Source organism: Streptomyces sp. WMMC940 (assembly GCF_027460265.1).
Taxonomy (GTDB): Bacteria; Actinomycetota; Actinomycetes; order Streptomycetales; family Streptomycetaceae; genus Streptomyces.
In genome coordinates this window covers 5280790-5307529 of the sequence record NZ_JAPZBC010000001.1, presented here as the reverse complement: position 1 = coordinate 5307529, position 26740 = coordinate 5280790, and the positions used below count along the sequence as shown (strand labels likewise).

Sequence of the window (26740 nt, the reverse complement as noted above, 5' to 3'; positions counted from 1 at the left end):
CCACACGGGCTGGACGGATCGCGCAAGTACCCGGCCGCCGAGACCGCCGAAACGGTGACGTTTGCGGCCGTGTCGCCCCAACTCCGGGACGGGCTTCCGTCAGCCCCGGTGAGTCGGACTCACCCCTTCGCACCCTTTGTACGCTTCCGCGCCCACGGTTCGCCAATCGGGGCCGGTTGGTTACCGTTCGGTAGAGATGACGTTTTGCTCCCCGGGGGTACACGATGGGGAGCGCGTAACGACATACCAACCGACCAGCGAAGGAACAGCGTGGCTTCCGGATCAGATCGCAACCCGATCATCATTGGCGGCCTTCCGAGCCAGGTCCCGGACTTCGATCCGGAGGAGACCCAGGAGTGGCTCGACTCGCTCGACGCCGCCGTCGACGAGCGCGGCCGTGAGCGGGCCCGCTACCTCATGCTGCGACTGATCGAGCGGGCCCGCGAGAAGCGCGTGGCCGTGCCCGAGATGCGCAGCACGGACTACGTGAACACCATCGCGACCAAGGACGAGCCGTTCTTCCCCGGGAACGAGGAGATCGAGCGGAAGATCCTGAACGCCACCCGCTGGAACGCCGCGGTGATGGTGTCCCGCGCCCAGCGCCCCGGGATCGGCGTCGGCGGCCACATCGCCACCTTCGCCTCCTCCGCGTCCCTCTACGACGTGGGCTTCAACCACTTCTTCCGCGGCAAGGACGAGGGGGACGGCGGCGACCAGATCTTCTTCCAGGGCCACGCCTCGCCCGGCGTCTACGCCCGCGCGTTCCTGCTGGACCGGCTGAACGAGACCCAGCTCGACGCCTTCCGCCAGGAGAGGTCGAAGTTCCCGAACGGCCTGTCGTCGTACCCGCACCCGCGGCTGATGCCGGACTTCTGGGAGTTCCCGACCGTCTCGATGGGCCTCGGCCCGATCGGCGCGATCTACCAGGCGCGGATGAACCGCTACATGGAGGCGCGCGGGATCGCCGACACCTCGCGCTCGCACGTGTGGGCGTTCCTCGGCGACGGAGAGATGGACGAGCCGGAGTCGCTCGGCCAGCTGTCGATCGCCGCCCGTGAGGGCCTGGACAACCTGACGTTCGTGGTGAACTGCAATCTGCAGCGGCTCGACGGCCCGGTGCGCGGCAACGGCAAGATCATCCAGGAGCTGGAGTCGATCTTCCGAGGCGCCGGCTGGAACGTGATCAAGCTGATCTGGGACCGCACCTGGGACCCGCTGCTCGCGCGGGACCGCGACGGTGTGCTGGTCAACAAGCTGAACACCACGCCGGACGGCCAGTTCCAGACGTACGCCACGGAGACCGGCGACTACATCCGCCGGCACTTCTTCGGCGACGACCAGCGGCTGCGCGCCATGGTCGAGAGCATGACCGACCACCAGATCCTCCACCTCGGCCGCGGCGGCCACGACCACCGGAAGATCTTCGCCGCCTACTCCGCGGCCCGCGCCCACAAGGGCCAGCCGACGGTGATCCTGGCCCAGACGGTCAAGGGCTGGACGCTGGGCCCGAACTTCGAGGGCCGCAACGCGACCCACCAGATGAAGAAGCTGACGGTCGACGACCTCAAGGGCTTCCGCGACCGGCTGCACCTCCCGATCAGCGACGGCGAGCTGGAGTCCGGCCTGCCGCCGTACTACCACCCGGGTCGCGACTCGGAGGAGATCCAGTACATGCACGACCGCCGCAAGGGCCTGGGCGGGTACGTCCCGACCCGCGTCGTGCGGTCCCAGCCGCTGGCCCTGCCGGACGACAAGGCGTACGCGGCCGTGAAGAAGGGTTCCGGCCAGCAGTCGATCGCCACCACCATGGCGTTCGTCCGGCTGCTGAAGGACCTCATGCGGGACAAGGAGATCGGCAAGCGGTTCGTGCTGATCGCGCCGGACGAGTACCGCACGTTCGGCATGGACTCGTTCTTCCCGAGTGCGAAGATCTACAACCCGCTCGGCCAGCAGTACGAGGCCGTGGACCGTGAGCTGCTCCTGGCGTACAAGGAGTCGCCGACCGGGCAGATGCTGCACGACGGCATCTCGGAGGCGGGCTGCACCGCCTCGCTGATCGCGGCAGGCTCCGCCTACGCCACCCACGGCGAGCCGCTGATCCCGGTCTACGTCTTCTACTCGATGTTCGGCTTCCAGCGGACCGGTGATCAGTTCTGGCAGATGGCCGATCAGCTCTCGCGTGGATTCGTCCTCGGCGCGACGGCCGGGCGCACGACCCTGACCGGTGAGGGTCTGCAGCACGCGGACGGCCACTCCCAGCTGCTGGCCTCCACGAACCCGGCCTGCGTCGCGTACGACCCGGCGTACGGCTTCGAGATCGCGCACATCGTCCAGGACGGCCTGCGCCGGATGTACGGCGGGGACGCCGAGCACCCGCACGGCGAGGACGTCTTCTACTACCTGACCGTCTACAACGAGCCCATCCAGCACCCGTCGGAGCCCGAGAACGTCGACGTGGAAGGCATCCTCAAGGGCCTCCACCGCTTCAGGGAGGGCGAGGCGGGACAGATCCCGGCACAGATCATGGCGTCCGGAGTCGCCGTCCCGTGGGCCCTGGAGGCCCAGCGGATCCTGGCCGAGGAGTGGAACGTCAGGGCGGGCGTCTGGTCGGCGACCTCCTGGAACGAGCTGCGGCGGGAGGCCGTGGCGGCCGAGGAGTACAACCTGCTCCATCCCGAGGAGGAGCAGCGCGTCCCGTACGTGACGCAGAAGCTCGGCGGCTCCGAGGGACCGTTCGTGGCCGTGTCCGACTGGATGCGCTCCGTTCCGGACCAGATCGCGCGCTGGGTGCCCGGTCGCTACACCTCGCTGGGTGCGGACGGCTTCGGCTTCGCCGACACCCGGGGCGCGGCCCGCCGGTACTTCCACATCGACGCCCAGTCGATCGTGCTGGCGGTCCTCACCGAGCTCGCCCAGGAGGGCAAGGTCGACCGCTCGGTGCTGAAGCAGGCCGTGGACCGCTACCAGCTGCTGGACGTGTCGGCGGCCGACCCGGGTGCCGCGGGCGGCGACGCGTAGGCGTCCCGGACGCCCTGTCGTGGGCGGGTGCGGGGGGAGGGCTCCCTCCGCACCCGCCTACGATTCCGGGCATGAAGGAAAGAACGGCGCAGGTGCGCTGGGAGGCCCGCACCCAGGGCCCGCTGCTGGTTCTCGCCGTGGTCTTCGGCATCGCGTACGCGGTGCCGATCGTGCTGTCGGACGCCCCCGCGTGGGTCCATCGGGGCTGCCAGGCCGTCGAGTGGACCGTGTGGAGCGCCTTCGCCGTGGACTATCTGGCACGGCTGTGGCTGGCTCCCTACAAGTGGCTCTTCGTGCGGAGGCACCCGCTGGACCTGCTCGCGGTGCTCCTGCCGCTGGTGCAGCCGCTGCGGCTGCTGCGCGTGGTCTCCACGCTCCTCCTGGTCGGGCGGCGGGCCCGGATGGCCCCGCAGATCACGCTCACGACATACGTGGCCGGTGCGGTGACCGGGCTGATGATGTTCGGCTCGCTCGCCGTCCTGGCCGTCGAGCGGGACGCGCCCGATGGGAACATCCGGACGCTGGGTGACGCGGTGTGGTGGTCGTTCACCACGACGACGACCGTCGGCTACGGCGACCACGCGCCGACGACGGGCCTGGGGCGGGTGCTCGCGGTCGGGCTCATGCTGTCGGGGATCGCCCTGCTCGGTGTCGTGACCGCCAACATCGCGGCCTGGTTCATCTCCCGTTTCGAGCGCGACGACGCCGAGGAGCGCCGCCAGACGGCCCTCCTGGAGGCCCTGACCCAGGAGGTCAGGGAGCTGCGGGCGGACGTGGCCCGGCTGTCGGCGGACCCGGCGGCCCTGGCCGAGCGGCCCACCGTACCGCCGCCCACTGCCACGCGTTCTCCTGGTTCTCCTAGTTCTCCCACACCTTGAACGCCCGGACCCGGTACGGGGACTGCGGCACCCAGGTCCCGCCGCCCGGGTACGTGTCGAACTCACCGGTCTCCGCGCACTCCGCGGACTGGTAGGCGGTGACGGGGCGGCCGGTGCGGTTGGCGAGGGACTGGGCGCCGGCGCCCGTCGGGAGCGGGACGCAGGACTCGATGTCGATACCGGACAGCTCGTGGACCTGGCGCGCCCCGGCAAAGTCCGGTTTCACCCAGAGGCACAGCTCACCGGGCGCACAACCGCCGAGTCGCGGCGGCGCGGCGGGGCCGGACCGCACCGCCGGTGGGGGTGCCGGGGACGCCGAGGCCGTGGACGCCGGAGTGGCCGGCGATGCCTTGGACGCCGTGGACGCCGGCGAGGCCGACGAGGCCGTGGACGCCGGTGTGAGCAGGCACAGGGCGGCCAGGGCCGCGGTGGTGAGGACGGTCGTACGCATGAGGATCAACCCCCGTGTCGGTGTGTCGGCAGGTGCCCGTGCGGAGCCGGTGACCGTCCGGCCCCGCAGGGCCGTCCGTCCGGGCCCCGTCCCGGGTCGCCCGTCCGCACCCTGACCCGTGGCGCGGGCGCACCGGAAGACCCACCGGACCGGTTCATCCTGATAGGCGACAGCCCGCCGGAACCGCCCGGCGGGGCTGTCGTACACGGGGGAGTTGACGGCCCACGGTGCACGGGCAGCGGTCAGACGTGGGCCGCGCCCGCACCCGCCCCCGCGTTCTCGCCCCGCTTGGCGGAGATCGCCACCACGGCGGCGACGACCGCGACGTTGCCGGCGACGGTGCAGGCCACGCCCATGCCCGAGACGAATGTGTCGTGGGTGACCTCGGTGGACCCCGGCAACGGGAGTGGCCGTACCACGCCGACGGACGCCGCCGGAGCGCGACCGTCCGGGCGCGACCGTCCCGGCGCGACCGGACGCCGTCGAAGCACCGGAAAGTGAGCCCGGCGCACACACGGAGTAGCCGCACACCGGTCATCCGCCCCCAGACGCGTGATCTCTCTCACGGTCACCGTGAGCGCCCCCGGGCTCCCCCTAGGCTGTTCGCCCAGTGACTGCTTTCGACTCCTCCCCCACACCGAACGTCCGGCGCGCCCTCCTCGCTCTCGCCGTCGTGTTCGTGCTGCTGGCGACCACCGGTTGGACCGCTGTACGGCATCAACGCGCCCCCGTCGACGCCCGGGCGACCGCGCTCGCCGCATGGGAGGAGGCCCGCATCGGGCATCGCACGCTGCCGGACCCGGAGTCGTCCCCCGGCGTCCTGGCCGGTTTCTTCTCCTCCCTCGGGGACGGGCAGGCGGCCTCGCTGGCGGAGCGCCACCCCCTTGTCGTGGGCAATCTCAACGGCGCTCCGGTGACGCTGCGCTACCGCGCCAACCGGATCGCGCTGGCCGAGGCACGCCAGGTGGAGATGCGGCGGATGCGCGACGGCCGGCTCTCCGCCGAAGGGCGCCACGAGGCGGGCCGGCGCACGCACCGGTACGAGTCGCTGCTGAGCCCCGGTCGCCAGATCCTCGCCTTCGACCCGACCGGGAAGGGCAGGATCGCCGAGGTCTTCGGGGACCTCGACCGGGCACAGCGGGTCTCCGTGGTCGTCCCCGGCGTCGACACCAACGTGCTGACCTTCGAGCGGAGCAAGCGCAAGTACTCGGCCCCGGTGGGCATGGCGCAGTCGCTCTACCGGGCCGAGCGCGTCGCCGCGCCCTCCGTGCGCACCGCCGTCATCGCCTGGGCCGACTACGTCTCACCCGCGGGCGTCGGGCTGGACGCCTCCACCGGCCGGCTCGCCGCGAACGGGGCGAGCCGCCTGGTCGCCCTGACGGGGGCGCTGCCCGGCCGGGCCGAGGTGTCGCTGTTCTGCCACAGCTACGGCTCGGTGGTGTGCGGAGTCGCCGCGCGTGAACTGCCCGGACGGGTCAGCGACATGGCGGTCGCCGGCAGCCCAGGCATGCGGGCCGAGACCGCGGCCCAGCTGGGCACGGACGCGCGCGTGTGGGCGATGCGGGACAGCGACGACTGGATCGAGGACGTGCCGTACCTGAAGGTCGGTGGGCTCGGCCACGGCGCCGACCCGATGGCCCCGGACTTCGGGGCACGGGTGCTGTCGGCGGCGGGAGCGGTCGGCCACACCGGCTATTTCGAGCCGGGTACGGAGAGCCTCAGCAACTTCGCCGAGATAGGCGTCGGTTCGTACGGGACGGTCCGCTGCGCCGGCGGCGACTCCGCGTGCCGCAGCGGAATTTACGGCGCGGAAGTGATCTGACGCGCGTAGAGCCTTGTGGCGCGGCGCATATGACCGTCTTGTTCTCGGGGGCGACGCGCGGGCGCACGCCGCATACGATGAGGCGCATGGGTGATGTGCTGGCCGGAATTCAAGCCACCTGGGAGTTCGAACCGGACTCCGTGCTCATCCGCTTCACCCGGGGGAACCGCGGTACGCCAAAGCTGTTCCAGGTGCTGGACGAACGGCACGTCCCTTTCGAAGCGCTCGAGTCGGTGACCCTCTCCCCGGGCAAACGCGGCACGGTGGTGCTGCAGGCGGTGCCGAGACCGGGCGCCGATCCGCTGATGGACGCGGCTGCGGGCCAACTGAAGGAGAGCGCGGACCCGTACCGGCTGGTGCTGCCCGCGGAGCGCGAGACGCTGGCCGAGTACTACGCCGACGCACTGAGCGCCGTCCTGCCCGGCCCGGGCACCGGGCCCGCCGCCCGGTACCTGGTCCCGTCCGTCGGCGCGCCCCTCCGGTTCAAGGCGTACGACGGCAAGGCCGTGTTCGACGGGGACAGGGTGTCCTTCCGCTGGTCCTGGACGGGTGCCTCGTCCGCGAAGTGGAAGGCCGGCGACCAGAACTACTCCGTGTCCGAGCTGGCCGGGGTCGAGTGGCGCTCCCCCGAGGTCTTCGACGGCCATCTGCGCCTGCTGCTCCGCGGCGGTGCCCCCGGCTCCGGTCCGGCAGGGCCCGGGGACCGGCCCGCGCAGGCCGACCAGGACCCGGCAGCGGTCGTCTTCGGCCTGGGCTACGGACCGGTGCACGAGTCGCTGCCGTTCGCGGCGGCGGTCCTGGAGGCGGTCCGCGAGGCCGCGCCCGCGCTGCCGGCCGCAACCGCGCCCCCGCGCGATCCGGCGGGCGTCGCGGAGCGGATGCGGCACCTCGGCGAACTGCACGGCGCGGGGCTGGTGACGGACGACGAGTTCCGTTCCAAGAAGGCCGAGCTCCTGGCGGAGCTGTAGCACCGCACCGATGGCACCGCGGACGGCGAACCGGCCACACCCCACCGCACCGGGCCGGGCCCTGCCGTGCTGCGATGGGCAAAGGGCCGGCGCGCCGCGGGATGTCATACCGGGGTATGACATCCCGCCCGGCCCCCGGGTAGGACGCGGCGGCCACTCCGAAATGCCTACGCTGAAGCGGCCATGACCACCACGCCCCCCGCCGCCGAGAACGGCGGTCCCCAGCCGGCCCCGGCCAGGGCGTCTGGGCCGCGGACCGTGCTGCGCGACGCCGCCCGCTCCGCTCCGGCACGGCACGTCCGTTCCGCCGCGCGGGAGTCCCTGCGTACGTTCGGCACCGCGCTGACCACGCCCGCCCCGTCGCCCGGTCCGCCGAGGACGTCCTCGCGCATCCGGCGGTGGCTGCCCCACGTGCTGGGGCCGGTCGCCGTGAGCTCCCTGCTGCCCGTCACGATCAACGTCCTGGCCCAGGACTACCGGCTCGGCGGCGCCCTCGCCGGAGCCCTGGCCACGGCTCAGACCGCACCGCTGCTGCTGGCCGTGACCCGGCCGCTGCAGGCCTGGTGGATCATCTTCGCCGCCGATGTGCTCGGCGCGTTGGCCCTGCTGGGCGCGGACGGCACGGAGGGCAGGAGCTGGCCGTGGCCGCCGATGACCGTCGTCGGCTATCTGCTGCTGATGCTGTGCCTGGGGCTCCGCGAACGGCGGCGCACCCTCGTGGCCGTCTGGCTGGTGACGGGCGCGGCGGGCTTCCTCTTCGAGCTGGTCTCGCAGCGGCTCGGCGACGGCGTCCACGTACTGCTGTTCGTGCTGAGCGGCATCGTCCTGCTGGTCGCCGACACCCTGCGGACCCGCGGCGAGGTGCAGCGGAGGCTCGCCGAGCAGGAGACCATCAGCGAGGCCGAGCGAGCCCGGCGCACCCTGCTGGAGGAACGGGCCCGCATCGCCCGCGAACTGCACGACGTGGTCGCCCACCACATGTCGGTGATCACCGTGCAGGCCGACTCGGCGCCGTACCGGATCGACGGACTGCCCGGCGCCGCCCAGGAGGAGTTCGCCACGATCGCGGCCGGAGCACGGGAGTCCCTGACCGAGATGAGGCGGTTGCTCGCGGTGCTGCGCAGCGAGGGTTCCGAGGGCGAGCGTGCCCCGCAGCCGGGCCTCGGCCGGCTGCAGCAGCTGGTGGAGGCGACGGTACGGGCCGGGGTACCGGCCGAACTGTCGCTCCCGGCGGATCTGGGCGACGTACCGCAGACCCTGGACCTCTCCGCGTACCGCGTCGTGCAGGAGGCACTGGCGAACGTGGTACGGCACGCACCCGGTGCGGCGACGCGGGTGTCGGTCGGCGCGGACGGCACCCATCTCACGGTGCTCGTCGTCAACGGCCCCGCCGCGGAGCCCGGTTCACCGCTGGAGACCTCCGGGACCGGACACGGACTGGTCGGGATGCGCGAACGCGTACGGTTGACCGGCGGCACCCTGGACACCGGGCCGCTGCCGGACGGCGGCTTCCGGGTCGCCGCCCGCATGCCCCTGGTGCCCACGAGCCCGCCCGGGACGACCGGGACCGGCGCCACGACCGGGACCGGCGCCACGACCGGGACCGGCGCCACGACCGGGAAGGAACCCCGTTGACCATCCGCGTGATCATCGTCGACGACCAGGCCATGGTGCGCGCGGGGTTCGCCGCGCTGCTGGCCGCGCAGTCGGACATCGACGTCGTCGGCGAGGCCCCGGACGGCCGCCGGGGCATCGAGGTCGCCCGCGCCGCGCTCCCCGACGTGGTCCTGATGGACGTACGGATGCCGGAGCTGGACGGGCTGGCCGCGGCCCGGGAGATCCTGGCTCCGCCGCCGCGCGTGGTGCGCGTGCCGAAGGTGCTGATGCTGACCACCTTCGACGTGGACGACTACGTGTACGAGGCGCTGCGCGCGGGCGCGTCCGGCTTCCTGCTGAAGGACGCCCCGCCGGCCGATCTGATCTCCGCGGTCCGGGTGGTGGCGGCGGGCGAGGCGCTGCTGGCGCCGTCCGTTACCCGGCGACTCATCGCCGACTTCGCGGCCCAGCGTCCCGCTCCCCGCAAGGAGGGCGCCTCGCTGCGGCTGGGCGGGCTCACCCCGCGCGAGACGGAGGTCCTGGAGCTGATCGCCCGCGGGCTGTCCAACCAGGAGATCGCGGGCCGGCTCGTCCTCGCCGAGCAGACGGTCAAGACCCACATCGGCCGGGTGCTGTCGAAGCTCGGGCTGCGCGACCGTGCTCAAGCAGTGGTCTTCGCCTACGAGTCGGGGCTGGTGACGCCGGGCGACCGGTAGCCGCGGAGGGCCGCGGGCGGGCGGCTCCCGCGGGAACCGCGCCTCGCTGCGGTCCGGCCGAACCTTGCGCGGCCGCCCCGTCCCCCTACCCCGGTGTCACCCCGAAGTACCCCGGTACCACCCCGGAGTTGGCTCCCCGGTGTGACGCTCCCCCACCCTCCCCGTCCCTACCTTCCTCGCCGTCGGCAGGACGGACGAGGAAGGGGGGACCATGCGACGGTTCAGGAGGACTCTGGTCGCAGCGGCGGTCGCGACGGCCGTCGTCACCGGAACGGCGGGATGGGCGTCGGGCACCACCCAGACACCGGTCACGGGGCCGCCGCCGGGTACGGAGGATTGGCGGGCGGACGGCTCACTGGGCCACGCCCTGCCCGATCCCGGCAGCGCGTCGCCGGATGAAGTCGCGCGCTTCTTCGCCGGGCTGACGGAACATCAGCGGCAAGACCTGGTCGCACGGCACCCGTCGGTGGTCGGCAATCTGGACGGCGCGCCGGCCGCCCTGCGGTACCGGGCCAACGCCCGTGCGCTGGGGGCCGATACGGACGGCCGGCAGATCCTCGCCTACGACCCGCGTGGCCGCGGACAGCTCGTCGAGGTCTTCGGGGACCTCGCCGAGGCCCGCCGCGTCGCCGTGGTCGTCCCGGGCTCGGACATCGACGCCGGGACCTTCGACCGTACCCGTGAGATGGCCCGCTCGCTGTACGAGGCGGCGAACGACAGCGGCGGGGGCGCCGCCGGAAACGTCCCGTCGAACGGGGGCACGGGGAGCGGCGGCGCGGACGACCGCGACGGGAACGACCGAGCGGGGACCGTCGCCGTGATCGCCTGGGCCGGTTACACCACTCCCGTCGGGGTGGGCCTCGACGCCGCCACCGGAGCCCTGGCCGAGGCCGGGGCCGAGCGGCTGGCCGGCTTCACCCGAGGCGTCGCCGCGGCCGGCGCGGTCCGCCCCGCCCTGTTCTGCCACAGCTACGGATCCGTCGTCTGCGGCCTCGCCGCGGAACGGGCGGGTGTCACGGACGTCGTCGTGCTCGGCTCGCCCGGGATGCGCGCGGAGAGCGTCGCCGACCTGCACACCGGCGCGCGTGTCTGGGCCGCCAAGGCCCCGTCCGACTGGATCTCCAAGGTGCCGAACGTCGAGTTCGCCGGCCTCGGCCACGGAACCGACCCCACCGCACCGGAGTTCGGCGCCCGTCAGGTGCCGGCCGACGACACCGCCGGCCACGCCGGCTACTTCGCGCCCGGCACCTCGTCGCTGCGCGCGTTCGCCTCGATCGCCCGGGGAGAGGCCCGATGAGGACGACGCTCGCCCCTCTCGTCGCGAGGATCGAGGCGTCGACTCCTCCGCACCGCGACCGTGCGATCGACGGACTGCGCGCCCTCGCCCTACTGGCGGTGCCGGCCGGGCACTGGATGCTCGGGGGCTTCACCCTCGACGCGGACGGCGCGATCCACAACGCGAGCCCGCTGTCGGCCTTCGGCGCGTTCGCGCCCGTCAGCTGGGTGCTGCAGATGCTGGGGATCTTCTTCCTGGTGGGCGGCCACGCCTCGGCCCTCTCCTACCGCCGCCGCCCGTCCGGTACCGCCGCGTGGCTGAAGGGCCGCGCGGCACGGCTCGGACGCCCCGTGCTGGGCGTGACCGCCGTGTGGGCGGCGCTGATCGCGGTACTGACGGCGGCGGGCGTGCCGGAGGACACCCTGCGGACCGGGGCGACGCTCGTCGTCCAGCCGCTGTGGTTCGTGGGCGTGTACGTCGTCGTCACCGCCCTCACGCCGCTCTGCGTACGGGCCGCCCGGCGCCTCGGCGGCTGGGCCGCAGCACCTCTGCTGCTGTCGGTCGCCACCGTCGACCTCCTGCGGTACGGGCCGTACGCCGACGCCGTGCCGTCCTGGCTGAGCGTGCTGAACATCCTCCCCGGCTGGCTCTTCGCCTACCAACTCGGCGTCTCCTGGGGCGAGGGGCGCGTCGGCCGGCGCGGCGCGGCGCTGGCGGCCGCGGGCGGGGCGGTCCTGTTCGCCGTGCTGCTCGCCGTCTTCCACTACCCGGCGTCGATGGTGGGCGTTCCCGGCGAGGCCCGCACCAACTCCCACCCCCCGTCCCTGCTGGTCCTCGCGCTCGCCTCGGCGCAGAGCGGCGCGGCGATCCTCCTCCGCGAACGCCTCGGCCGGCTGCTGGAGCGGCCCGCGCTGTGGGCGCCGGTCGTGGTCGTCAACCTCTCGGCGATGACGATCCTTTGCTGGCACCAGAGCGCGATGCTGGCCGCTGCGGTACCGGCGTCGTACGCGGGGCCGGTCCCCGGGCTGACGACGGCGCCCGACACGCTGGGCTGGGTGATAGCGCGCACGGCCTGGCTGCCCGTGTTCGCCGTGCTGCTGGGCCTGATCGGGCGGTACGCACGGGTCTTCGAGCCTCCGTGGCGCGACGTCGGCGTGTCCCGCCGAGTGGCTGCGGGCGTCCTCGCAGTGGGCTTCACGGCGTTCGCCCTGGGCCTGACGTAGGCGGTCGTGCCGGGCCCGGCGCGCTCGTCCGGGCCGGGCGGGACCCCGGGCGTGCTACTCGCGGGAGTCCGACGTCAAGGACATGTCCGGGTACCTGTCCCCCACCACCCCTCCCGTCCTCTCCGGCGCCCGACGGGCGCCCGCATAGAAATCGATCTTGTAGTCGAGGACGGCGAGGGTGTCCTGGAGTTCGCCGATCCGGGCGCGGACGTCGCGCCGCGTCGACTCCAGCAGCTCCTGCCGCTGCTCGTAGGTGTGCTCGCCCTCGCGCACCGGCTCGGCGTAGCGGACCATGTCCGCGACGGGCATCCCGGTCCGCCGGAGCCTGCCGACGAAGGTCAGCCAGTCCAGGTCGCGGTTCCTGAAGCGCCGCTGTCCGGTGTGCGAGCGGTCGATGTGCGGCATCAGGCCGATCCGCTCGTACCAGCGCAGCGTGTGCGCGCTCAGGCCGGTCCGGTCGGCGACCTCGCTGATGGTGTAGTGGTCCTGCCCGTCGGGCCGGGGGTGGGCGGGGGGCGCCGATGCGCGGATGTCGGTCGTCGCGGATGTGGTCTCCAGCACCGTCATGGCCTCCACGCCAGAAGGTTCGAGTGCACTCGAGGCAAGCGAGAACCCGGCGGTGCGCGCCCGGCGGCGGCTGCCCGTGCCGGGTACGGACCCCGGATCCAGCCGTGCGGCCCACCCTCTAGGCTCGTACCCATGCAGAGCCTGGAACTGATCGAGAACTGGCCCGTCCCCACCGCGGCCGCCGCCGTCGTGCGCGCGGACGGCACCGTCGCCGGTGCCCACGGCCCCACGGGACACCGCTTCCCGCTGGCCTCGGTCACCAAGCCGCTTGCGGCGTACGCCGCACTCGTCGCGTACGAGGAGGGCGCGGTGGAGCTGGACGAGCCGGCCGGCCCCGACGGCTCCACCGTGCGGCACCTGCTCGCGCACACCAGCGGCCTCGCGTTCGACGAGCACCGGGTCACCGCACCTCCCGGGACCCGCCGGCTCTACTCCAACGCCGGTTTCGAGGTGCTCGGCGACCACATCGCGAAGGTCACGGACATCCCGTTCGCCGAGTATCTGCGCCAGGCGGTGCTGGAGCCGCTGGGCATGACGTCGACGACGCTCGACGGCTCGCCCGCGAAGGACGGCGTCTCGACGGTCGACGACCTCGTGCGTTTCGCGGCCGAGGTGCAGGCCCCGCGGCTGCTCGACCCCAGGACCGTCCTGGAGGCGATGTCGGTGGTGCATCCCGGCCTGGCGGGCGTCCTGCCCGGCTACGGCCACCAGAAGCCGAACGACTGGGGGCTCGGCTTCGAGATCCGCGACGGCAAGTCCCCGCACTGGACCGGCGCGTCGTCCTCGCCCCGCACGTTCGGCCACTTCGGCCAGTCCGGCACGTTCCTGTGGATCGACCCGGACGCCGGCGCCGCGTGCGTGGCGCTGACCGACCGTGCCTTCGGGCCCTGGGCGGTCGAGTCCTGGCCCTCCTTCACCGACGCGGTGCTCGCCGAACTCGGCCGGTAGGCGTACCGCCGACGGGTACGGAACGCGTACGGCCCGACGCCCGCGGCACCGGTCCACCGGATCCCCCCGCACGCGACCGCCTCCGCGCCGGGGAGCCGGGAGGCCGAGGGCGGGACGGCTGTCCGGTACGGGGTTCGTCACCTCCCCCGCGGGCCGGGCGTCGGGGCGCGCCCGGGTCCGCCGACCGGACCCGTCAGCCGGACAGCTCCCACATCAGCACCTCCGCGGGCGCGGCCGCGGTGAGTTCGAGGCCGACGGCGTCGGTGATCCTGGCGGCGTCCCCCGGGCCGAGGGCCTCGCCGTCGATCCGCACGACCCCGCGGACGACGTGGACGTACACGAAGGGGGCGTCCGGTACGGCGGTCCGCTCGTCGCCGGTGAGACGGCGCACGTGCAGCATCGCCCCGGCCTCCGGGAGTGCGTAGGGCGTCGAGTCGGCGATGCCGCGGACGATCTCGTACGACGGCTCGCCGCCCGGGTCCCTCGGGGCGAGCCACATCTGCACGAACGTGAGCGGTACGTCGGCGTCGTTGCGCTCGACGTGCCGGACGCCGCCGGCGGAGCTGAGTCGTTGGACGTCGCCGTGCCGTACCACGGTGGCGTGGCCCGCGGAGTCCCGGTGGGTCAGCTCGCCGTCCACCACCCACGTCACGATCTCCGTGTGGCTGTGCGGGTGCTCGTCGAACCCGGCACCGGGGGCGAGCCGCTCCTCGTTGCAGGCGATGACCGCGCCGAAGCGGAGGTTGTCCGGGTCGTAGAAGCGGCCGAACGAGAAGGAGTGCAGGGACTCGATGCCGGCGGACGCGTCCCCGCCGAGGTAGCGCTCACCGGCGCGCCGTATGGACATCACGCCTCCACCGTAGACGCAACGACCGGTCGGGGTGGCCCCCGCGTCCCGGCTCCGCCCCGGCTGCCGAGGGCGCCGTCGGCGGTGCGTCCGCCGGCGGCGGTCCCCGGCACCCGTGCCCGGTTCCGCCCGCCCCACCGACCGGGCACCCGCGGACCGCCCTGTGGGGTACCGGGCCCCGTGCCGGACCCCGCGTCTCCGCGGTGGCGTCCGGATAAGGCACTCTTGTCCCCGTGCCCCATCCCGAACCGGCTCCGCCCCCGAACGCCGCCCATCCGCACTCCGCGACCCTGAAGCGCCTGGAGCAGTCGTCCGGGCGCCTCGCGGCGAACGCGATCGCCCGCATGGACGAGACGCTGCCGTGGTACCGGGCGATGCCCCCGGAGAACCGGTCGTGGATCGGCCTGGTCGCCCAGGCCGGTATCGCCGCGTTCACCGAGTGGTTCCGGCACCCCGAGACCCCGCAGGCGATCTCGACGGACGTCTTCGGCACGGCACCGCGCGAACTGACCCGTGCGATCACGCTGCGCCAGACCGTGGAGATGGTGCGGACGACCATCGAGGTGATGGAGTCCGCGATCGAGGAGGTCGCCGCCCCGGGCGACGAGTCCGTGCTGCGCGAGGCGCTGCTGGTCTACGCGCGGGAGATCGCCTTCGCGACCGCCCAGGTGTACGCGCAGGCCGCCGAGGCCCGCGGCGCCTGGGACGCCCGGCTGGAGTCGCTGGTGGTGAACGCCGTGCTGTCGGGCGAGGCGGACGAGGGTGCCGTCAGCCGCGCCGCGGCGCTCGGCTGGAACGCCCCGGAGCATGTGTGCGTCGTGCTCGGCACCGCGCCCGACGGGGACAGCGAGTTGACGGTGGAGGCGATCCGGCGCGCCGCCCGGCACGCCAAGCTCCAGGTGCTGACCGGGGTGCTCGGGGACCGGCTGGTCGTGATCGCGGGTGGCAGCGACAACCCGCTGCACGTCGCGAAGGCGCTGATCGGCCCGTACGCGGCCGGTCCGGTGGTCGCCGGCCCCGTCGTCCCCGATCTGCTGGCGGCGACGAGATCGGCGCAGGCCGCGGCGGCCGGACTGAAGGCGTGTTCCGCGTGGCAGGACGCGCCGCGCCCCGTACTGGCGGATGATCTCCTTCCGGAGCGCGCGATCGCGGGTGATCCGTCCGCGCGAGAACAACTGGTGGAGGAGATCTACAGACCGCTCGAGGAGGCGGGCTCGGCCCTCCTCGAGACCCTGAGTGTGTATCTGGAGCAGGCGAGCAGTCTGGAGGGCGCGGCGCGGATGCTGTTCGTGCACCCCAACACCGTCCGCTACCGGCTCCGACGTGTGACTGACGTCACCGGATGGTCACCCTCCGATGTCCGCTCCGCGTTCACTCTGCGGATCGCGCTCATCCTCGGGCGTCTGGTAGACGGAGATCAGCAACTCTAGGATTTTGTCGGACACCAACAATTCCCCTGACGGTTCTTGGTCCCTGTCCCCACGGGCGGCCGGGACCATCCACAAGAGAGAGTGTGAGGGTGCTCGTACTCGTCGCTCCCGGCCAAGGCGCTCAGACGCCCGGCTTCCTGACTCCCTGGCTCGAACTCCCCGGCGCCTCCGACCGCATCGCGGCCTGGTCCGACGCCATCGGGCTCGATCTCGCCCACTACGGCACGAAGGCCGACGCGGACGAGATCCGCGACACGGCCGTGGCCCAGCCGCTGCTCGTCGCGTCCGGTCTGCTGTCGGCCTCCGCGCTCGGAGAGGTCGCGCCGGGCGCCGTCGCAGGTCACAGCGTCGGCGAGATCACGGCCGCCGTCTTCGCGGGCGTCCTCGACGACACCGCCGCGCTCCGCCTCGTACGGACCCGCGGCCTGGCGATGGCCGAGGCCGCCGCCGTCACGGAGACGGGGATGTCGGCCCTGCTCGGGGGCGACCCCGAGGTGAGCGTCGCGCACCTGGAGAAGCTGGGGCTGACCGCCGCGAACGTCAACGGCGCCGGGCAGATCGTCGCCGCGGGCACCAAGGAGCAGCTCGCCGCGCTGGAGGCGGACAAGCCCGAGGGTGTCAGGAAGGTCGTCGCGCTCAAGGTCGCCGGGGCGTTCCACACGCACCACATGGCCCCCGCGGTCGCGAAGCTGGAGGAGGCCGCGAAGGCCCTCGCACCGGCCGACCCGAAGGTGCCGTACGTGTCCAACAAGGACGGGCGCGCCGTCGCCGACGGCGACGAGGTCGTGGCCCGGCTGGTCGGCCAGGTCGCCAACCCGGTCCGCTGGGACCTGTGCATGGAGACCTTCAAGGAGCTCGGGGTGACCGCCCTCGTCGAGGTGTGCCCGGGCGGTACCCTCACCGGTCTCGCCAAGCGCGCTCTGCCGGGCGTCACGACGCTCGCGCTGAAGACCCCCGACGACCTCGACGCGGCCCGCACGCTGCTCGCCGAGACCGGTTCACCCGCCGCGGACGCGGCGGGCGCCTGACAAGGAGCCGAGACAGCATGTCGAAGATCAAGCCCAGCAAGGGCGCCCCGTACGCACGCATCATGGGTGTCGGCGGCTACCGCCCGACCCGGGTGGTGCCCAACGAGGTGATCCTCGAGACGATCGACTCCTCCGACGAGTGGATCCGCTCCCGCTCGGGCATCTCCACCCGTCACTGGGCGAACGACGAGGAGACCGTGACGGCGATGTCGGTCGAGGCGGCCGGCAAGGCCATCGCCGACGCCGGGCTCGCCCCGGAGCAGATCGGCGGCGTGATCGTCTCGACCGTGTCGCACTTCAAGCAGACCCCGGCCGTCGCCACCGAGATCGCGGACAGGATCGGCGCGGTCAGGCCCGCAGCGTTCGACATCTCCGCGGGCTGCGCGGGCTTCGGCTACGGCCTGACCCTCGCCAAGGGCATGGTCGTCGAGGGTTCCGCGGAGTACGTGCTGGTCATCGGCGTCGAGCGGCTCAGCGACCTGACCGACCTGGAGGACCGCGCCACGGCGTTCCTCTTCGGTGACGGTGCGGGCGCCGTCGTCGTCGGTCCCGCGAAGGAGCCCCGGATCGGCCCCACCGTGTGGGGTTCCGAGGGCGACAAGTCGGAGACCATCAAGCAGACCGTGCCGTGGACGGACTACCGCGACGGCGTGGTCGAGCGGTTCCCCGCCATCACACAGGAGGGCCAGGCGGTGTTCCGCTGGGCCGTGTTCGAGATGGCGAAGGTCGCGCAGCAGGCGCTGGACGCGGCCGGGATCACCGCGGACGAACTCGACGTCTTCATCCCGCACCAGGCGAACATGCGGATCATCGACTCGATGGTGAAGACTCTGAAACTGCCGGAGCACGTCACGGTCGCCCGGGACGTGGAGACCACCGGCAACACCTCGGCCGCCTCGATTCCGCTCGCGATGGAGCGGCTTCTGGCGACCGGGCAGGCGAAGAGCGGCGACACCGCGCTCGTCATCGGCTTCGGGGCGGGTCTCGTCTACGCCGCGACGGTCGTTACCCTCCCCTAGGCAAGCATCCGGATCTTCCGGATCTCCGGTCCTCCGGGCAAGCCAGTTCAACCCTCAGCTACACACCGAAGGAGCGCCACATGGCCGCCACTCAGGAAGAGATCGTCGAAGGTCTCGCCGAGATCGTCAACGAGATCGCCGGTATCCCGGCGGAGGACGTCCAGCTGGACAAGTCCTTCACCGACGACCTGGACGTCGACTCGCTGTCCATGGTCGAGGTCGTCGTCGCCGCCGAGGAGCGCTTCGACGTCAAGATCCCGGACGAGGACGTCAAGAACCTCAAGACCGTCGGCGACGCAGCCGAGTACATCCTGAAGCACCAGGCCTGATCCAGGCCGATCAGGTACGCCACCCAGCGGTGGCGCCGCTGATTCACGAACCCTCATAGACCGTGGAGAAAGAATTCCTGTGAGCTCGACCAATCGCACCGTGGTCGTCACCGGTATCGGCGCAACCACACCGCTGGGTGGCGACTCCGCATCGACCTGGGAAGGTCTGATCGCGGGACGTTCCGGCGTCAAGCCCCTCGAAGGCGAGCGCTTCGAGGAGCTGCCCGTCCGCATCGCCGCCCCGGCGGCGGTCGACCCGGGCGACGTCCTGCCCCGGCCGCAGGCACGCAAACTGGACCGCTCGGCCCAGTTCGCGCTGATCGCCGCCCGTGAGGCGTGGGCCGACGCGGGCTTCACCGCCCCGGCCGGCGAGGACGAGAACATCCTCCCCGACCGCCTCGGCGCGGTCATCGCCTCCGGCATCGGCGGCGTCACCACCCTGCTCGACCAGTACGACGTGCTGAAGGAGAAGGGCGTACGCCGGGTCTCCCCGCACACCGTGCCGATGCTGATGCCCAACGGCCCCTCCGCCAATGTCGGTCTGGAGGTGAACGCCCAGGCCGGCGTGCACACCCCCGTCTCCGCCTGTGCGTCGGGCGCCGAGGCGATCGGCTACGCCATCGAGATGATCCGCAACGGCCGCGCCGACGTCGTGGTCGCGGGCGGCACCGAGGCCGCGATCCACCCGCTGCCGATCGCCGCGTTCGCCAACATGATGGCGATGTCCAAGAACAACGACGAGCCCGAGCGGGCCTCGCGGCCGTACGACAAGGCCCGTGACGGCTTCGTGCTGGGCGAGGGCGCGGGTGTCGTCGTCCTGGAGTCCGCGGAGCACGCGGCCGCGCGCGGCGCACGCGTCTACTGCGAGGCCCTGGGCCAGGGCCTGTCCGCGGACAGCCACCACATCGCGCAGCCCGAGCCGACCGGCCGCGGTGTCGCCGCCGCGGTGCAGAACCTGCTGGACAACACGGGCCTGAAGCCGTCCGAGGTGGTCCACCTCAACGCCCATGCGACCTCCACGCCCCAGGGCGACATCGCCGAGATCAAGGCGCTGCGCAAGGTGCTGGGCGACGACCTCGACCATGTCGCGATCTCGGCGACGAAGTCGATGACGGGTCATCTGCTGGGTGGCGCCGGCGGTATCGAGACCGTCGCGACGGTTCTGGCACTGCACCACCGGCAGGCCCCGCCGACCGTGAACGTCGACGACATGGACGACGAGATCGAGGCGGACGTCGTCCGCGGTGAGCCGCGTGCGCTGCCCGAGGGCACGATCGCCGCGGTCAACAACTCGTTCGGCTTCGGCGGCCACAACGTGGTGCTGGCCTTCCGCACCGTCTGACGCACGTCCGTCGCACGACGACGAGCACCGGGCCCCGCCTCCCATCGTGGGAGGCGGGGTCCGCTCGTGGTGTGGGACGGTTCACCGGCGGCCGGGCGGCACCGGCGGCCGGCCGGTTCGGCCGCTTGGCGGCCCGAGGTCGGATGGTTCAGCGGCTCGGTGACCCCGACGGCCACGGCGGCTCGGCGGCCGGCTGGTTCGGCAGTCAGCCGGTCCGGCACGGGACCGGGAGGGCCGGGCCGTCGGCCGCGCCCGTCGGTCCGGTACCCGCCCCTCCACGACGCCGGGGTGCGGGCGTGTCCGGACGGGCGCACGGTTCGGGAGAGAGCGCCGCGGAGTCGGCGTCGGCTCGCGGAGAGGGCGACGGCCGATGGAGGGCGGCAGCCGGTGGGATGCCGGCAGGCGAGGGGCGGCGCGCCGGCGGAACGCGGAGCCGAAGCGCGGCAGCCGCGCGGCGACGCGCGTGGGCGGAGACGCGGAACCGGGCGGCGCGTCGGCCGCCCGGACGGATTCGGTGGTCGGACCGGCCGGTGGCGACGGGTCGGACGGGCGGACGGGGGTCAGACCACCTGGTGGAGCCAGCGGACCGGGGCGCCCTCACCCGCGTACCGGAACGGCTCGAGCTCGTCGTCCCAGGGCTTGCCGAGCAGCTTGGAGATCTCCGCCTCGAGCTCCGTCTCGCCCTGGGCGGAGCGCGCGAGGGCCGCCCGGAGGCGGTCCTCGGGGATGAGGATGTCGCCGTGGATGCCGGTGACGGCGTGGAAGATGCCGAGGTCGGGAGTGGCGCTGTAGCGCTCGCCCTCCGCGGTGGCGCTGGGCTCCGAGGTCACCTCGAAGCGGAGCAGTTGCCAGCCGCGCAGCGCGGACGCCAGCTTGGAAGCCGTGCCGCTCTCGCCCTGCCAGGAGAACTCGGCTCTCCAGGTGCCGGGGGACGCGGGCTGGCGGATCCAGTCGAGCTGGACCCGTACGCCGAGCACGCCCGCGACCGCCCATTCGACGTGCGGGCACAGGGCGCGTGGCGCGGAGTGAACATAGAGAACGCCGCGTGTCGTCACCGGGACCTCCAGTGTGGGACGAGGATCACCTTCCCAGCGGCCTCAGTAAACAACATCAAGTGCGAATCCCCGCAAACACCGGAAATCGGGCAGCATATGACGTGATGTAATTTACTGGAGCCGGCGAGCCAAGTGCCTCTGGTTCGACGTGGGCAAAGCTACCGTGCGACGGGGGCCCAGGTGTGTCGTACCACCCCTCCCGGGCCCCGTACGCACCAAGCATTCACCCGCCAGGACGCCTCGGGGGAGGGCAGATGTGTGAAATCCGGCGCAGCCGGCGGCCGCGTCGGTGGCGTACCGCCCTGGCCTGTGCCGTCGCGGCGACCGTGGTGATCACGGCCGGGCCGGTCGGATGTGACGCGCCCCCCGGAACGCAGCGCGAGCCGGTGAAGCGCCCGAAGCCCTCCCCGACACGCGTCTGGGACCGCGCCCCCGGCTCGCTGGCCGCGGTCGGCGACTCCATCACCCGCGGCTTCGACGCCTGCTCGCTGTTCGCCGACTGTCCCGAGGCGTCCTGGGCGACCGGCACCGACACCACCGTGCGCAGCCTCGCGCAGCGGCTGCTGGGAACGACGGCCGTGAAGCGGCGGGCCTGGAACCACGCGCGGTCCGGGGCGCGGATGGCCGATCTGCCCGCGCAGATGACGGAGGCGGCCGTCCGCAGGCCGGAGTTGGTGACGGTGATGGTGGGAGCCAACGACGCGTGCCGTGACACACCGGCGCAGATGACGCCGGTCGGGGAGTTCACCGAGTCGTTCAGGGCCGCGCTGCGCTCGCTGCGGCGCAGCGCGCCCAAGGCGCACGTGTACGTGTCGAGCGTGCCGGACCTGAAGCGGCTGTGGTCGACCGGGCGCGGCAACCCGCTCGGCAAGCAGATCTGGAAACTGGGCATCTGCGCCTCGATGCTCGGGGACGCGGACGACCTGGGCCGGGCCGCCCAGGAGCGCCGGGACCTCGTGCACGAGCGCGTCGTCGCCTACAACCGGGCGCTGCGGGACGTGTGCGCGAAGGATCCGCGCTGCCGGTACGACGGCGACGCCGTCTTCGACTACCGGTTCACCGGCGAGCAGTTGAGCCCCTGGGACTGGTTCCACCCGAGCCGGAACGGCCAGAGCCGGCTGGCGGAGATCGCCTACCGGAACATCACCGCGCCGCGGCCCCCGGCCGAGTCGAACTGATCACGCGCGCCCGCGCCGCGGCGGCCCCGGGGCGGCTGTCAGGGACCGCCCCGGGGTGATCGGGGCCCGGATGGTCACGGATCGCGGTGCGCCCCTTCGGCCGGCGGGTGCACCGGACCGCGTGGGAACCGGGGACGAGTCTCCAGGATGCTGATTCTCCGTCATGAGTCGTGCAGGCGCGCCGAACCGATCGGGACCCACGTGATGTGTGTCGCGTTGGGGATGCGCCGTGCGCGTTCCGCTCCGACCGGGCCGCCGCCCCTGCCGGACAGCACCGGCTTCCCCTCTGGTCACGCCCCCAACTCCTTTTCCATACTGATGACTTCGGGCAGGACGGTTTCGGCGGAGGGATGCGGCGTGCGGCGGACACTCGGGTTGCTGGTCGTGACGGCGGTGGTGGGCACGATGGCCGGTACGGCGCCGGCGAGCGCGGACGGACCGGTGGCGCGGGCGGGGGCGCCGGCCGCGGCGACCGTGGAGGAGCAGCGGCTGGACCGGGCCGCGCCGCAGGAGATCCTGCGGCGCAGCGGATTCGACTCCGTGGCGGGCGGGTTCGCCGGGGCGTTGCGGGCGGCGGACTCGTACGCCGAGGCCCGCCGGGCCGTCGACCGCCAGGGGTCGGCACTGTGGCGGCGGGCCGTCGACCGGGCGCGGGGCAGGGGCCCCGCGGGCGGGGACCTCAGCCGCGACGACGACCGTCCGCTGTACTGGGCCCGGCTCGGCATGATCCGTGAACTACGCCTCTGGGAGCCGGACTTCGCCCTGTCCGCCGAGGCGCGCGACCGGCTGCTCGGCCGGCTGGAACGGACCTCCCGGGGCCAGGACACCATGGACTTCCCGGGAGCGGGGAAAGCCCTCGGCGGCAAGGGCTTCAAACGCATCGTGCTCACCGGCTTCGACCCGTTCACGCTGGACCGCGACATCAGGATCAGCAACCCGAGCGGGGCGGCGGCGCTCGCCCTCGACGGCACCTGGCTGCGTACCGCCGACGGCGGTCTGGCCCGGGTGGAGACCGCGGTCTTCCCGGTGCGCTGGACGGACTTCGCGGCCGGCACCGTCGAGCGGACCCTGCGCCACCGGCTGCCCGAGGCGGATCTGTTCGCGACCGTGAGCCAGGGGCGGGCCGGGCGTTTCGACATCGAGCGGACCAACGGTGCCTGGCGCGGCGGTTTCCCGGACAACGAGAACGTCTCGCGCACCGGGACCGTGCCGGTGCCCGGGTCCGGCGCACAGCCGCAGTGGACCTCGACGACCCTGCCGTACGCGGCCGTCGTCGCCGCGGAGACCGGCCGCTTCCCGGTGTACGACAACACGTCCGTCACCGAGATACCCGCGGGAGGCACCGGTCCGGTGGTCCGCCCCGAAGGCCCCACCCCCGGTTCCACGGCCCGCGCGGGAGGCGGCGGGAACTACCTGTCCAACGAGATCGCCTACCGGGCCACGCTGCTGCGCGACCGTCTCGGCCTGCACGACACACTGCCCGGCGGTCATGTGCACACTCCGGTGCTCGAGTTCGGGGCCGGCAACACGGACCCGGCGACGGGCGCGGTGACCGACCCCGGGTTCGTACGGAACCGGCTGGACATCATCGACCAGGTCCGGGCCATCGTGGCGGTGGCGGCGGCGCGGCGCTGAGCCGCACCGGAGATGATTCGCCCTGAGCTCCGGCACGTCCGGCGCGGACCCGAGGGCGCGGCACCCTCGGTGCGAGACGCGTCCGGAGCGCGCTCGGAGTCCGCGTGCCGGCCGGCGGCCGGCTAGGAGCGGGCCTCGTCCTTGCCGGTGCCGTACGGGGCGGTGGGCGGGACGTGGCGGCTCGGGTACGGGTCCTGCCCGGTCCCGGGGTGCGCGTGGGGGTCCGGGGCCGCGTACGGGTGCTGGCCCGGCGCCCGGGGCTCGGGCTCCTCCTCTTCCCCGTCCTCCGTCAGCTCGCGCACCAGCAGGGTGGCGCCCGCGACCGCGCCCGGCATCAGCAGCACCGCGACGAACGGGACGAGGAAGGCCAGCGCCAGCGGAACGCCGAACCCGAGGGTGAGCAAGCGCCGGCCGCGCAGCAGCGCGAGACGCTCCTTGAGCTCGACGCGTCGCCGCTGCAGGGCCACGGCGGTGAGCTCCTCGGCGAGGAAGAAGCCGGTGACGCAGAAGCCGAGCACGGGGACGACGGTCTGGCCGACGACGGGGACGAAGCCGAGCGCGAAGAGCAGCACGCCGTAGAGGGCGACACGGATCACGATCCGCAGGCTGTCCCGCGCGGAGATCCACAACTCGCGCCAGAGCGGCAGCCCGGACCGCGGGACCTCACCGCCCTCGGCGCGGTCGACGGCCTCGGAGAGCGACTCGTAGAACGGCTGGCCCACCAGCAGCGTCACGGCGGTGAACGTGATCACGGCGAGGAAGAGACCGAAGACCCACAGCAGGGCCGTGAGGAAGCCGCGGAACAGCCCCTGCCACGGCGACGACCAGTCCGCCGCGAACGGGGTGGCCCAGCTCACGAGGTCGTCGGCGCCGTAGGCGAGCCCGACGAGGGCTCCGGCGTACAGCACGAGGGTGATCAGCCCGGGCAGCAGCCCGATGCCGAACCACCGGCCGTGGCGGCCGACCCACCCCTGCCCCTTCACCAAGTAGCCGAAGCCCGCACCCAGATCACGCATGCGCCACACCTTATACGTGGTGCGGAACTCCCGGTCATGGGCCTGTGGACGAAGGCCGGGAGGCTGTGGACGGGGCGGATCGACGGCGACCGCGCCCACCCGTGACGCGGGCCCGGGCCGGTGTCCGGCGGCGCGGGCCGGTGACCGGCGGCGCGGGCCGGTGACCGGCGGCGCGGGCCGGTGACCGGCGGCGCGGGCCGGTGACGGGACGAGGCCGCACCCCTCGGGGTGCGGCCTCGTCCCGTGCGTCGACCGCGCGCGCCGGGCGGACCCGGCGCGGGTGGGTCAGACCGCGAGCCCGACCGTGATGTTGCCCCGGGTGGCCTTGGAGTACGGGCACACCTGGTGGGCCTTCTCGACCAGCTCACGGGCGGTGGCGGCGTCGACGTTCGGGATGACCGCGGAGATCCTCACGATGATGCCGAAGCCCTCGTCGTTCTTGCCGATACCGACCTCGGCGGTGACCGTCGAGCCGGAGATGTCGGCGTTCTCCTGGCGGGCGACGACGCCGAGCGCGCCCTGGAAGCAGGCGCTGTAGCCGGCGGCGAAGAGCTGCTCCGGGTTCGTGCCGGCGCCGGAACCGCCCATTTCCTTGGGCGGGTTGACGACGACGTCGAGCTTGCCGTCGTCGGTGGCGACACGGCCGTCACGGCCGTTCTCCGCCGTGGCGACGGCGGTGTACAGGACGTCGGACTGCTGGATCGACATGGGTCTGGGTTCCTTCTGTCGTTCGCCGCGGCTCGCGCCCACGACCGCGACGGCTGTGCCGAGCCTAGCGGGTCAGCGAGACGATCATCTTGCCGGTGTTCTGGCCGCGCAGCAGGCCGAGGAACGCGTCGAAGCCGTTCTCGATGCCCTCGACGACCGTCTCGTCGTACTTCAGCGCGCCCGAGGCCAGCCAGCCGCCGACCTCCTGGACGAACTGGCCCTGGAGCGCGCGGTGGTCGTTGACGAGCATTCCCTGCAGCCGCAGGCGCTTGCCGATGACCAGGGCGAGGTTGCGCGGGCCGGGGGTGGGCTCGGTCGCGTTGTACTGGGCGATCATTCCGCAGATGGTGGCGCGGCCGTGGACGTTGAGCGAGGAGATAGCGGCCTCGAGGTGCTCCCCGCCGACGTTGTCGAAGTAGACGTCGATGCCGTCGGGAGCGGCGTTCTTCAGCTGCTCGGCGACGGGGCCCTTCTTGTAGTTGAAGGCGGCGTCGAAGCCGTACTCCTCGACGAGGAGCTTGACCTTCTCGTCGGAGCCGGCCGAGCCGATGACGCGCGAGGCGCCCTTCAGCTTCGCCATCTGGCCGACCTGGCTGCCGACCGCACCGGCGGCGCCGGAGACGAAGACCGCGTCGCCCTCCTTGAACGACGCGACCTCGAACAGGCCGGCGTAGGCGGTGAGGCCCGGCATGCCGAGCACGCCGAGGTAGGCCGAGAGCGGGGCGACGGAGGCGTCGACCTTGACCGCGTGCCGGGCCTCCACGTCCGCGTACTCGCGCCAGCCCAGGCCGTGCAGGACGTGGTCGCCGACCGCGAAGCCCTCCGCGTTCGAGGCGACGACCTCGCCGACCGCGCCGCCCTCCATGGGCTGGTCGAGCTGGAACGGCGGTACGTACGACTTCACGTCGTTCATGCGGCCGCGCATGTACGGGTCGACGGAGAAGTGCAGGTTGCGGACGAGGATGCGCCCCTCGCCCGGTTCGCTCACCGGGGCCTCGCGCAGGGCGACGTCCCCCGGCTCGGGCCAGCCGTGGGGGCGGGAAACGAGGTGCCATTCGCGGCTGGTCGCGGGAAGTGCGGGCATGGTGCGGGCCTCCTAGAAATGCTTCATGTCCTGAAACAACCATGCGACTGAATATTTCACGTTGTCAAGTATCCGGGTATGCTGACGGCATGGCCACCACACGCACGGACCCGCTGACCCTCGAGGTCGTCGATCTCATCGGCACCGTCGTGGCTCGCTACCACGACGAGTACGAGGAGGCCGCCGCCCGCTACCACCTCACCGGGGCGCAGGCCAGGGTGCTCGGACTGCTGTCCATGGAGCCGACCGCCATGCGCCGGATCGCCCGGAAGCTGAGGTGCGAGCCGTCGAACGTCACGGGAATCATCGACCGGCTGGAGGCGCGCGGCCTGGTGGAACGCCGGCCGGACCCGGCCGACCGCCGGGTGAAGATAGCCGCGGCCACGGAGGAGGGCCGCCGGACGGCGCGCGAGCTCCGCGACGCCCTGCACTTCGCGCGCGAGCCGCTCGCGGAGCTGTCGGCCCAGGAGCGCAGGACGCTGCGGGACCTGCTGAAGCGGATGCTGGGCGACGCCGAGGCCGGCGCGTAGGCGCGCGGTCGAGAACGGCTGGGCGGAGCGAGAACGGTGACCGGAGGCCGACATCCGGGCGCCGGTCCGCATCCGG

General features: G+C 72.8%; 25 protein-coding genes. 17 read left to right on the top strand and 8 right to left on the bottom strand.

The window, feature by feature from the left end; genetic code table 11:
• The first annotated feature begins 270 nt into the window (after positions 1-270).
• Together aceE and O7595_RS23310 are read left to right on the top strand one after the other, a co-directional pair.
• Positions 271-3018 carry a pyruvate dehydrogenase (acetyl-transferring), homodimeric type gene (aceE, locus tag O7595_RS23315; protein WP_269730564.1) on the top strand — a complete coding sequence of 916 codons (2748 nt, stop codon included), beginning with the start codon at positions 271-273 and terminating at the stop codon, positions 3016-3018.
• A 71-nt stretch (positions 3019-3089) separates the two neighbouring features.
• Positions 3090-3896, top strand: coding sequence for an ion channel (locus O7595_RS23310; protein WP_269730563.1), 807 nt, complete (start codon positions 3090-3092; stop codon positions 3894-3896).
• Here the strand turns inward: O7595_RS23310 and O7595_RS23305 are convergent.
• Positions 3877-4347 carry a peptidase inhibitor family I36 protein gene (locus O7595_RS23305; protein ID WP_269730562.1) on the bottom strand — a complete coding sequence of 157 codons (471 nt, stop codon included), beginning with the start codon at positions 4345-4347 and terminating at the stop codon, positions 3877-3879. The genes O7595_RS23310 and O7595_RS23305 overlap by 20 nt on opposite strands.
• Positions 4348-4589: 242 nt before the next feature.
• Complete coding sequence (locus O7595_RS23300; protein WP_269732721.1) at positions 4590-4748, bottom strand: hypothetical protein; 159 nt, start codon at positions 4746-4748, stop codon at positions 4590-4592.
• A gap of 209 nt (positions 4749-4957) precedes the next feature.
• Here O7595_RS23300 and O7595_RS23295 point away from each other — a divergent pair, with 209 nt between their 5' ends.
• The 6 genes from O7595_RS23295 to O7595_RS23270 all read left to right on the top strand — a co-directional run bounded on the left by O7595_RS23295 (position 4958) and on the right by O7595_RS23270 (position 11948).
• On the top strand, positions 4958-6169 hold the full coding sequence (locus O7595_RS23295) for an alpha/beta hydrolase (protein WP_269730561.1): 1212 nt from the start codon (positions 4958-4960) through the stop codon (positions 6167-6169).
• 86 nt (positions 6170-6255) lie between these two features.
• A complete protein-coding gene (locus O7595_RS23290; protein ID WP_269730560.1) occupies positions 6256-7137 on the top strand; it encodes a DUF4429 domain-containing protein in 882 nt (293 codons plus the stop codon).
• A gap of 183 nt (positions 7138-7320) precedes the next feature.
• Positions 7321-8772 carry a sensor histidine kinase gene (locus O7595_RS23285; protein ID WP_269730559.1) on the top strand — a complete coding sequence of 484 codons (1452 nt, stop codon included), beginning with the start codon at positions 7321-7323 and terminating at the stop codon, positions 8770-8772.
• Positions 8769-9449, top strand: coding sequence for a response regulator (locus tag O7595_RS23280; protein ID WP_269730558.1), 681 nt, complete (start codon positions 8769-8771; stop codon positions 9447-9449). The genes O7595_RS23285 and O7595_RS23280 overlap by 4 nt, the downstream gene beginning before the upstream one ends.
• A gap of 211 nt (positions 9450-9660) precedes the next feature.
• The gene (locus tag O7595_RS23275) at positions 9661-10746 is read left to right on the top strand and encodes an alpha/beta hydrolase (RefSeq protein WP_269730557.1); all 1086 of its coding nucleotides are present in this window, start codon (positions 9661-9663) and stop codon (positions 10744-10746) included.
• A complete protein-coding gene (locus O7595_RS23270) occupies positions 10743-11948 on the top strand; it encodes an acyltransferase family protein (protein WP_269730556.1) in 1206 nt (401 codons plus the stop codon). Before O7595_RS23275 ends, O7595_RS23270 begins: the two co-directional genes overlap by 4 nt.
• Positions 11949-12002: 54 nt before the next feature.
• Here the strand turns inward: O7595_RS23270 and O7595_RS23265 are convergent, their stop codons facing one another.
• A complete protein-coding gene (locus O7595_RS23265) occupies positions 12003-12515 on the bottom strand; it encodes a MerR family transcriptional regulator (RefSeq protein WP_269732598.1) in 513 nt (170 codons plus the stop codon).
• A gap of 132 nt (positions 12516-12647) precedes the next feature.
• On the opposite strand from O7595_RS23265, the gene O7595_RS23260 reads away from it, so the two are divergent.
• Complete coding sequence (locus O7595_RS23260; RefSeq protein ID WP_269730555.1) at positions 12648-13463, top strand: serine hydrolase domain-containing protein; 816 nt, start codon at positions 12648-12650, stop codon at positions 13461-13463.
• 193 nt (positions 13464-13656) lie between these two features.
• Here O7595_RS23260 and O7595_RS23255 read toward each other — a convergent pair whose 3' ends face one another.
• Complete coding sequence (locus O7595_RS23255; protein WP_269730554.1) at positions 13657-14310, bottom strand: pirin family protein; 654 nt, start codon at positions 14308-14310, stop codon at positions 13657-13659.
• A 233-nt stretch (positions 14311-14543) separates the two neighbouring features.
• Here O7595_RS23255 and O7595_RS23250 point away from each other — a divergent pair, with 233 nt between their 5' ends.
• The 5 genes from O7595_RS23250 (at position 14544) to fabF (ending at position 19458) form a co-directional block, all read left to right on the top strand.
• Positions 14544-15740: a PucR family transcriptional regulator gene (locus O7595_RS23250; protein ID WP_269730553.1), complete on the top strand. Its 1197-nt coding sequence runs from the start codon at positions 14544-14546 to the stop codon at positions 15738-15740.
• Between the two features lie 89 nt (positions 15741-15829).
• Positions 15830-16768 (top strand): ACP S-malonyltransferase, encoded by a 939-nt coding sequence (locus O7595_RS23245; protein WP_269730552.1) that lies wholly within the window; start codon positions 15830-15832, stop codon positions 16766-16768.
• A gap of 17 nt (positions 16769-16785) precedes the next feature.
• On the top strand, positions 16786-17787 hold the full coding sequence (locus tag O7595_RS23240) for a ketoacyl-ACP synthase III (RefSeq protein WP_269730551.1): 1002 nt from the start codon (positions 16786-16788) through the stop codon (positions 17785-17787).
• Positions 17788-17867: 80 nt separating this feature from the next.
• Positions 17868-18116 (top strand): acyl carrier protein, encoded by a 249-nt coding sequence (locus tag O7595_RS23235; protein ID WP_017945077.1) that lies wholly within the window; start codon positions 17868-17870, stop codon positions 18114-18116.
• A 79-nt stretch (positions 18117-18195) separates the two neighbouring features.
• Positions 18196-19458 carry a beta-ketoacyl-ACP synthase II gene (gene fabF / locus O7595_RS23230; RefSeq protein ID WP_269730550.1) on the top strand — a complete coding sequence of 421 codons (1263 nt, stop codon included), beginning with the start codon at positions 18196-18198 and terminating at the stop codon, positions 19456-19458.
• Between the two features lie 560 nt (positions 19459-20018).
• Here the strand turns inward: fabF and O7595_RS23225 are convergent.
• Positions 20019-20513: a DUF3145 domain-containing protein gene (locus O7595_RS23225; protein WP_269730549.1), complete on the bottom strand. Its 495-nt coding sequence runs from the start codon at positions 20511-20513 to the stop codon at positions 20019-20021.
• Between the two features lie 254 nt (positions 20514-20767).
• Between O7595_RS23225 and O7595_RS23220 the strand changes: the two genes are divergently transcribed.
• Together O7595_RS23220 and O7595_RS23215 are read left to right on the top strand one after the other, a co-directional pair.
• Entirely contained in the window at positions 20768-21691 is a 924-nt protein-coding gene (locus tag O7595_RS23220; protein WP_269730548.1) for an SGNH/GDSL hydrolase family protein, read from the top strand.
• 405 nt (positions 21692-22096) lie between these two features.
• A complete protein-coding gene (locus O7595_RS23215) occupies positions 22097-23326 on the top strand; it encodes a pyroglutamyl peptidase (RefSeq protein ID WP_269732597.1) in 1230 nt (409 codons plus the stop codon).
• 122 nt (positions 23327-23448) lie between these two features.
• On the opposite strand, the gene O7595_RS23210 is transcribed toward O7595_RS23215, so the two are convergent.
• The 3 genes from O7595_RS23210 to O7595_RS23200 form a co-directional block, all read right to left on the bottom strand.
• Positions 23449-24342 (bottom strand): EI24 domain-containing protein, encoded by an 894-nt coding sequence (locus O7595_RS23210; RefSeq protein WP_269730547.1) that lies wholly within the window; start codon positions 24340-24342, stop codon positions 23449-23451.
• 285 nt (positions 24343-24627) lie between these two features.
• Positions 24628-25050: an organic hydroperoxide resistance protein gene (locus O7595_RS23205; protein ID WP_269730546.1), complete on the bottom strand. Its 423-nt coding sequence runs from the start codon at positions 25048-25050 to the stop codon at positions 24628-24630.
• 64 nt (positions 25051-25114) lie between these two features.
• Positions 25115-26134, bottom strand: coding sequence for an NADP-dependent oxidoreductase (locus tag O7595_RS23200; RefSeq protein WP_269730545.1), 1020 nt, complete (start codon positions 26132-26134; stop codon positions 25115-25117).
• Positions 26135-26223: 89 nt separating this feature from the next.
• Between O7595_RS23200 and O7595_RS23195 the strand changes: the two genes are divergently transcribed.
• Complete coding sequence (locus O7595_RS23195) at positions 26224-26664, top strand: MarR family winged helix-turn-helix transcriptional regulator (RefSeq protein ID WP_269730544.1); 441 nt, start codon at positions 26224-26226, stop codon at positions 26662-26664.
• The last annotated feature ends 76 nt before the right edge of the window (positions 26665-26740 follow it).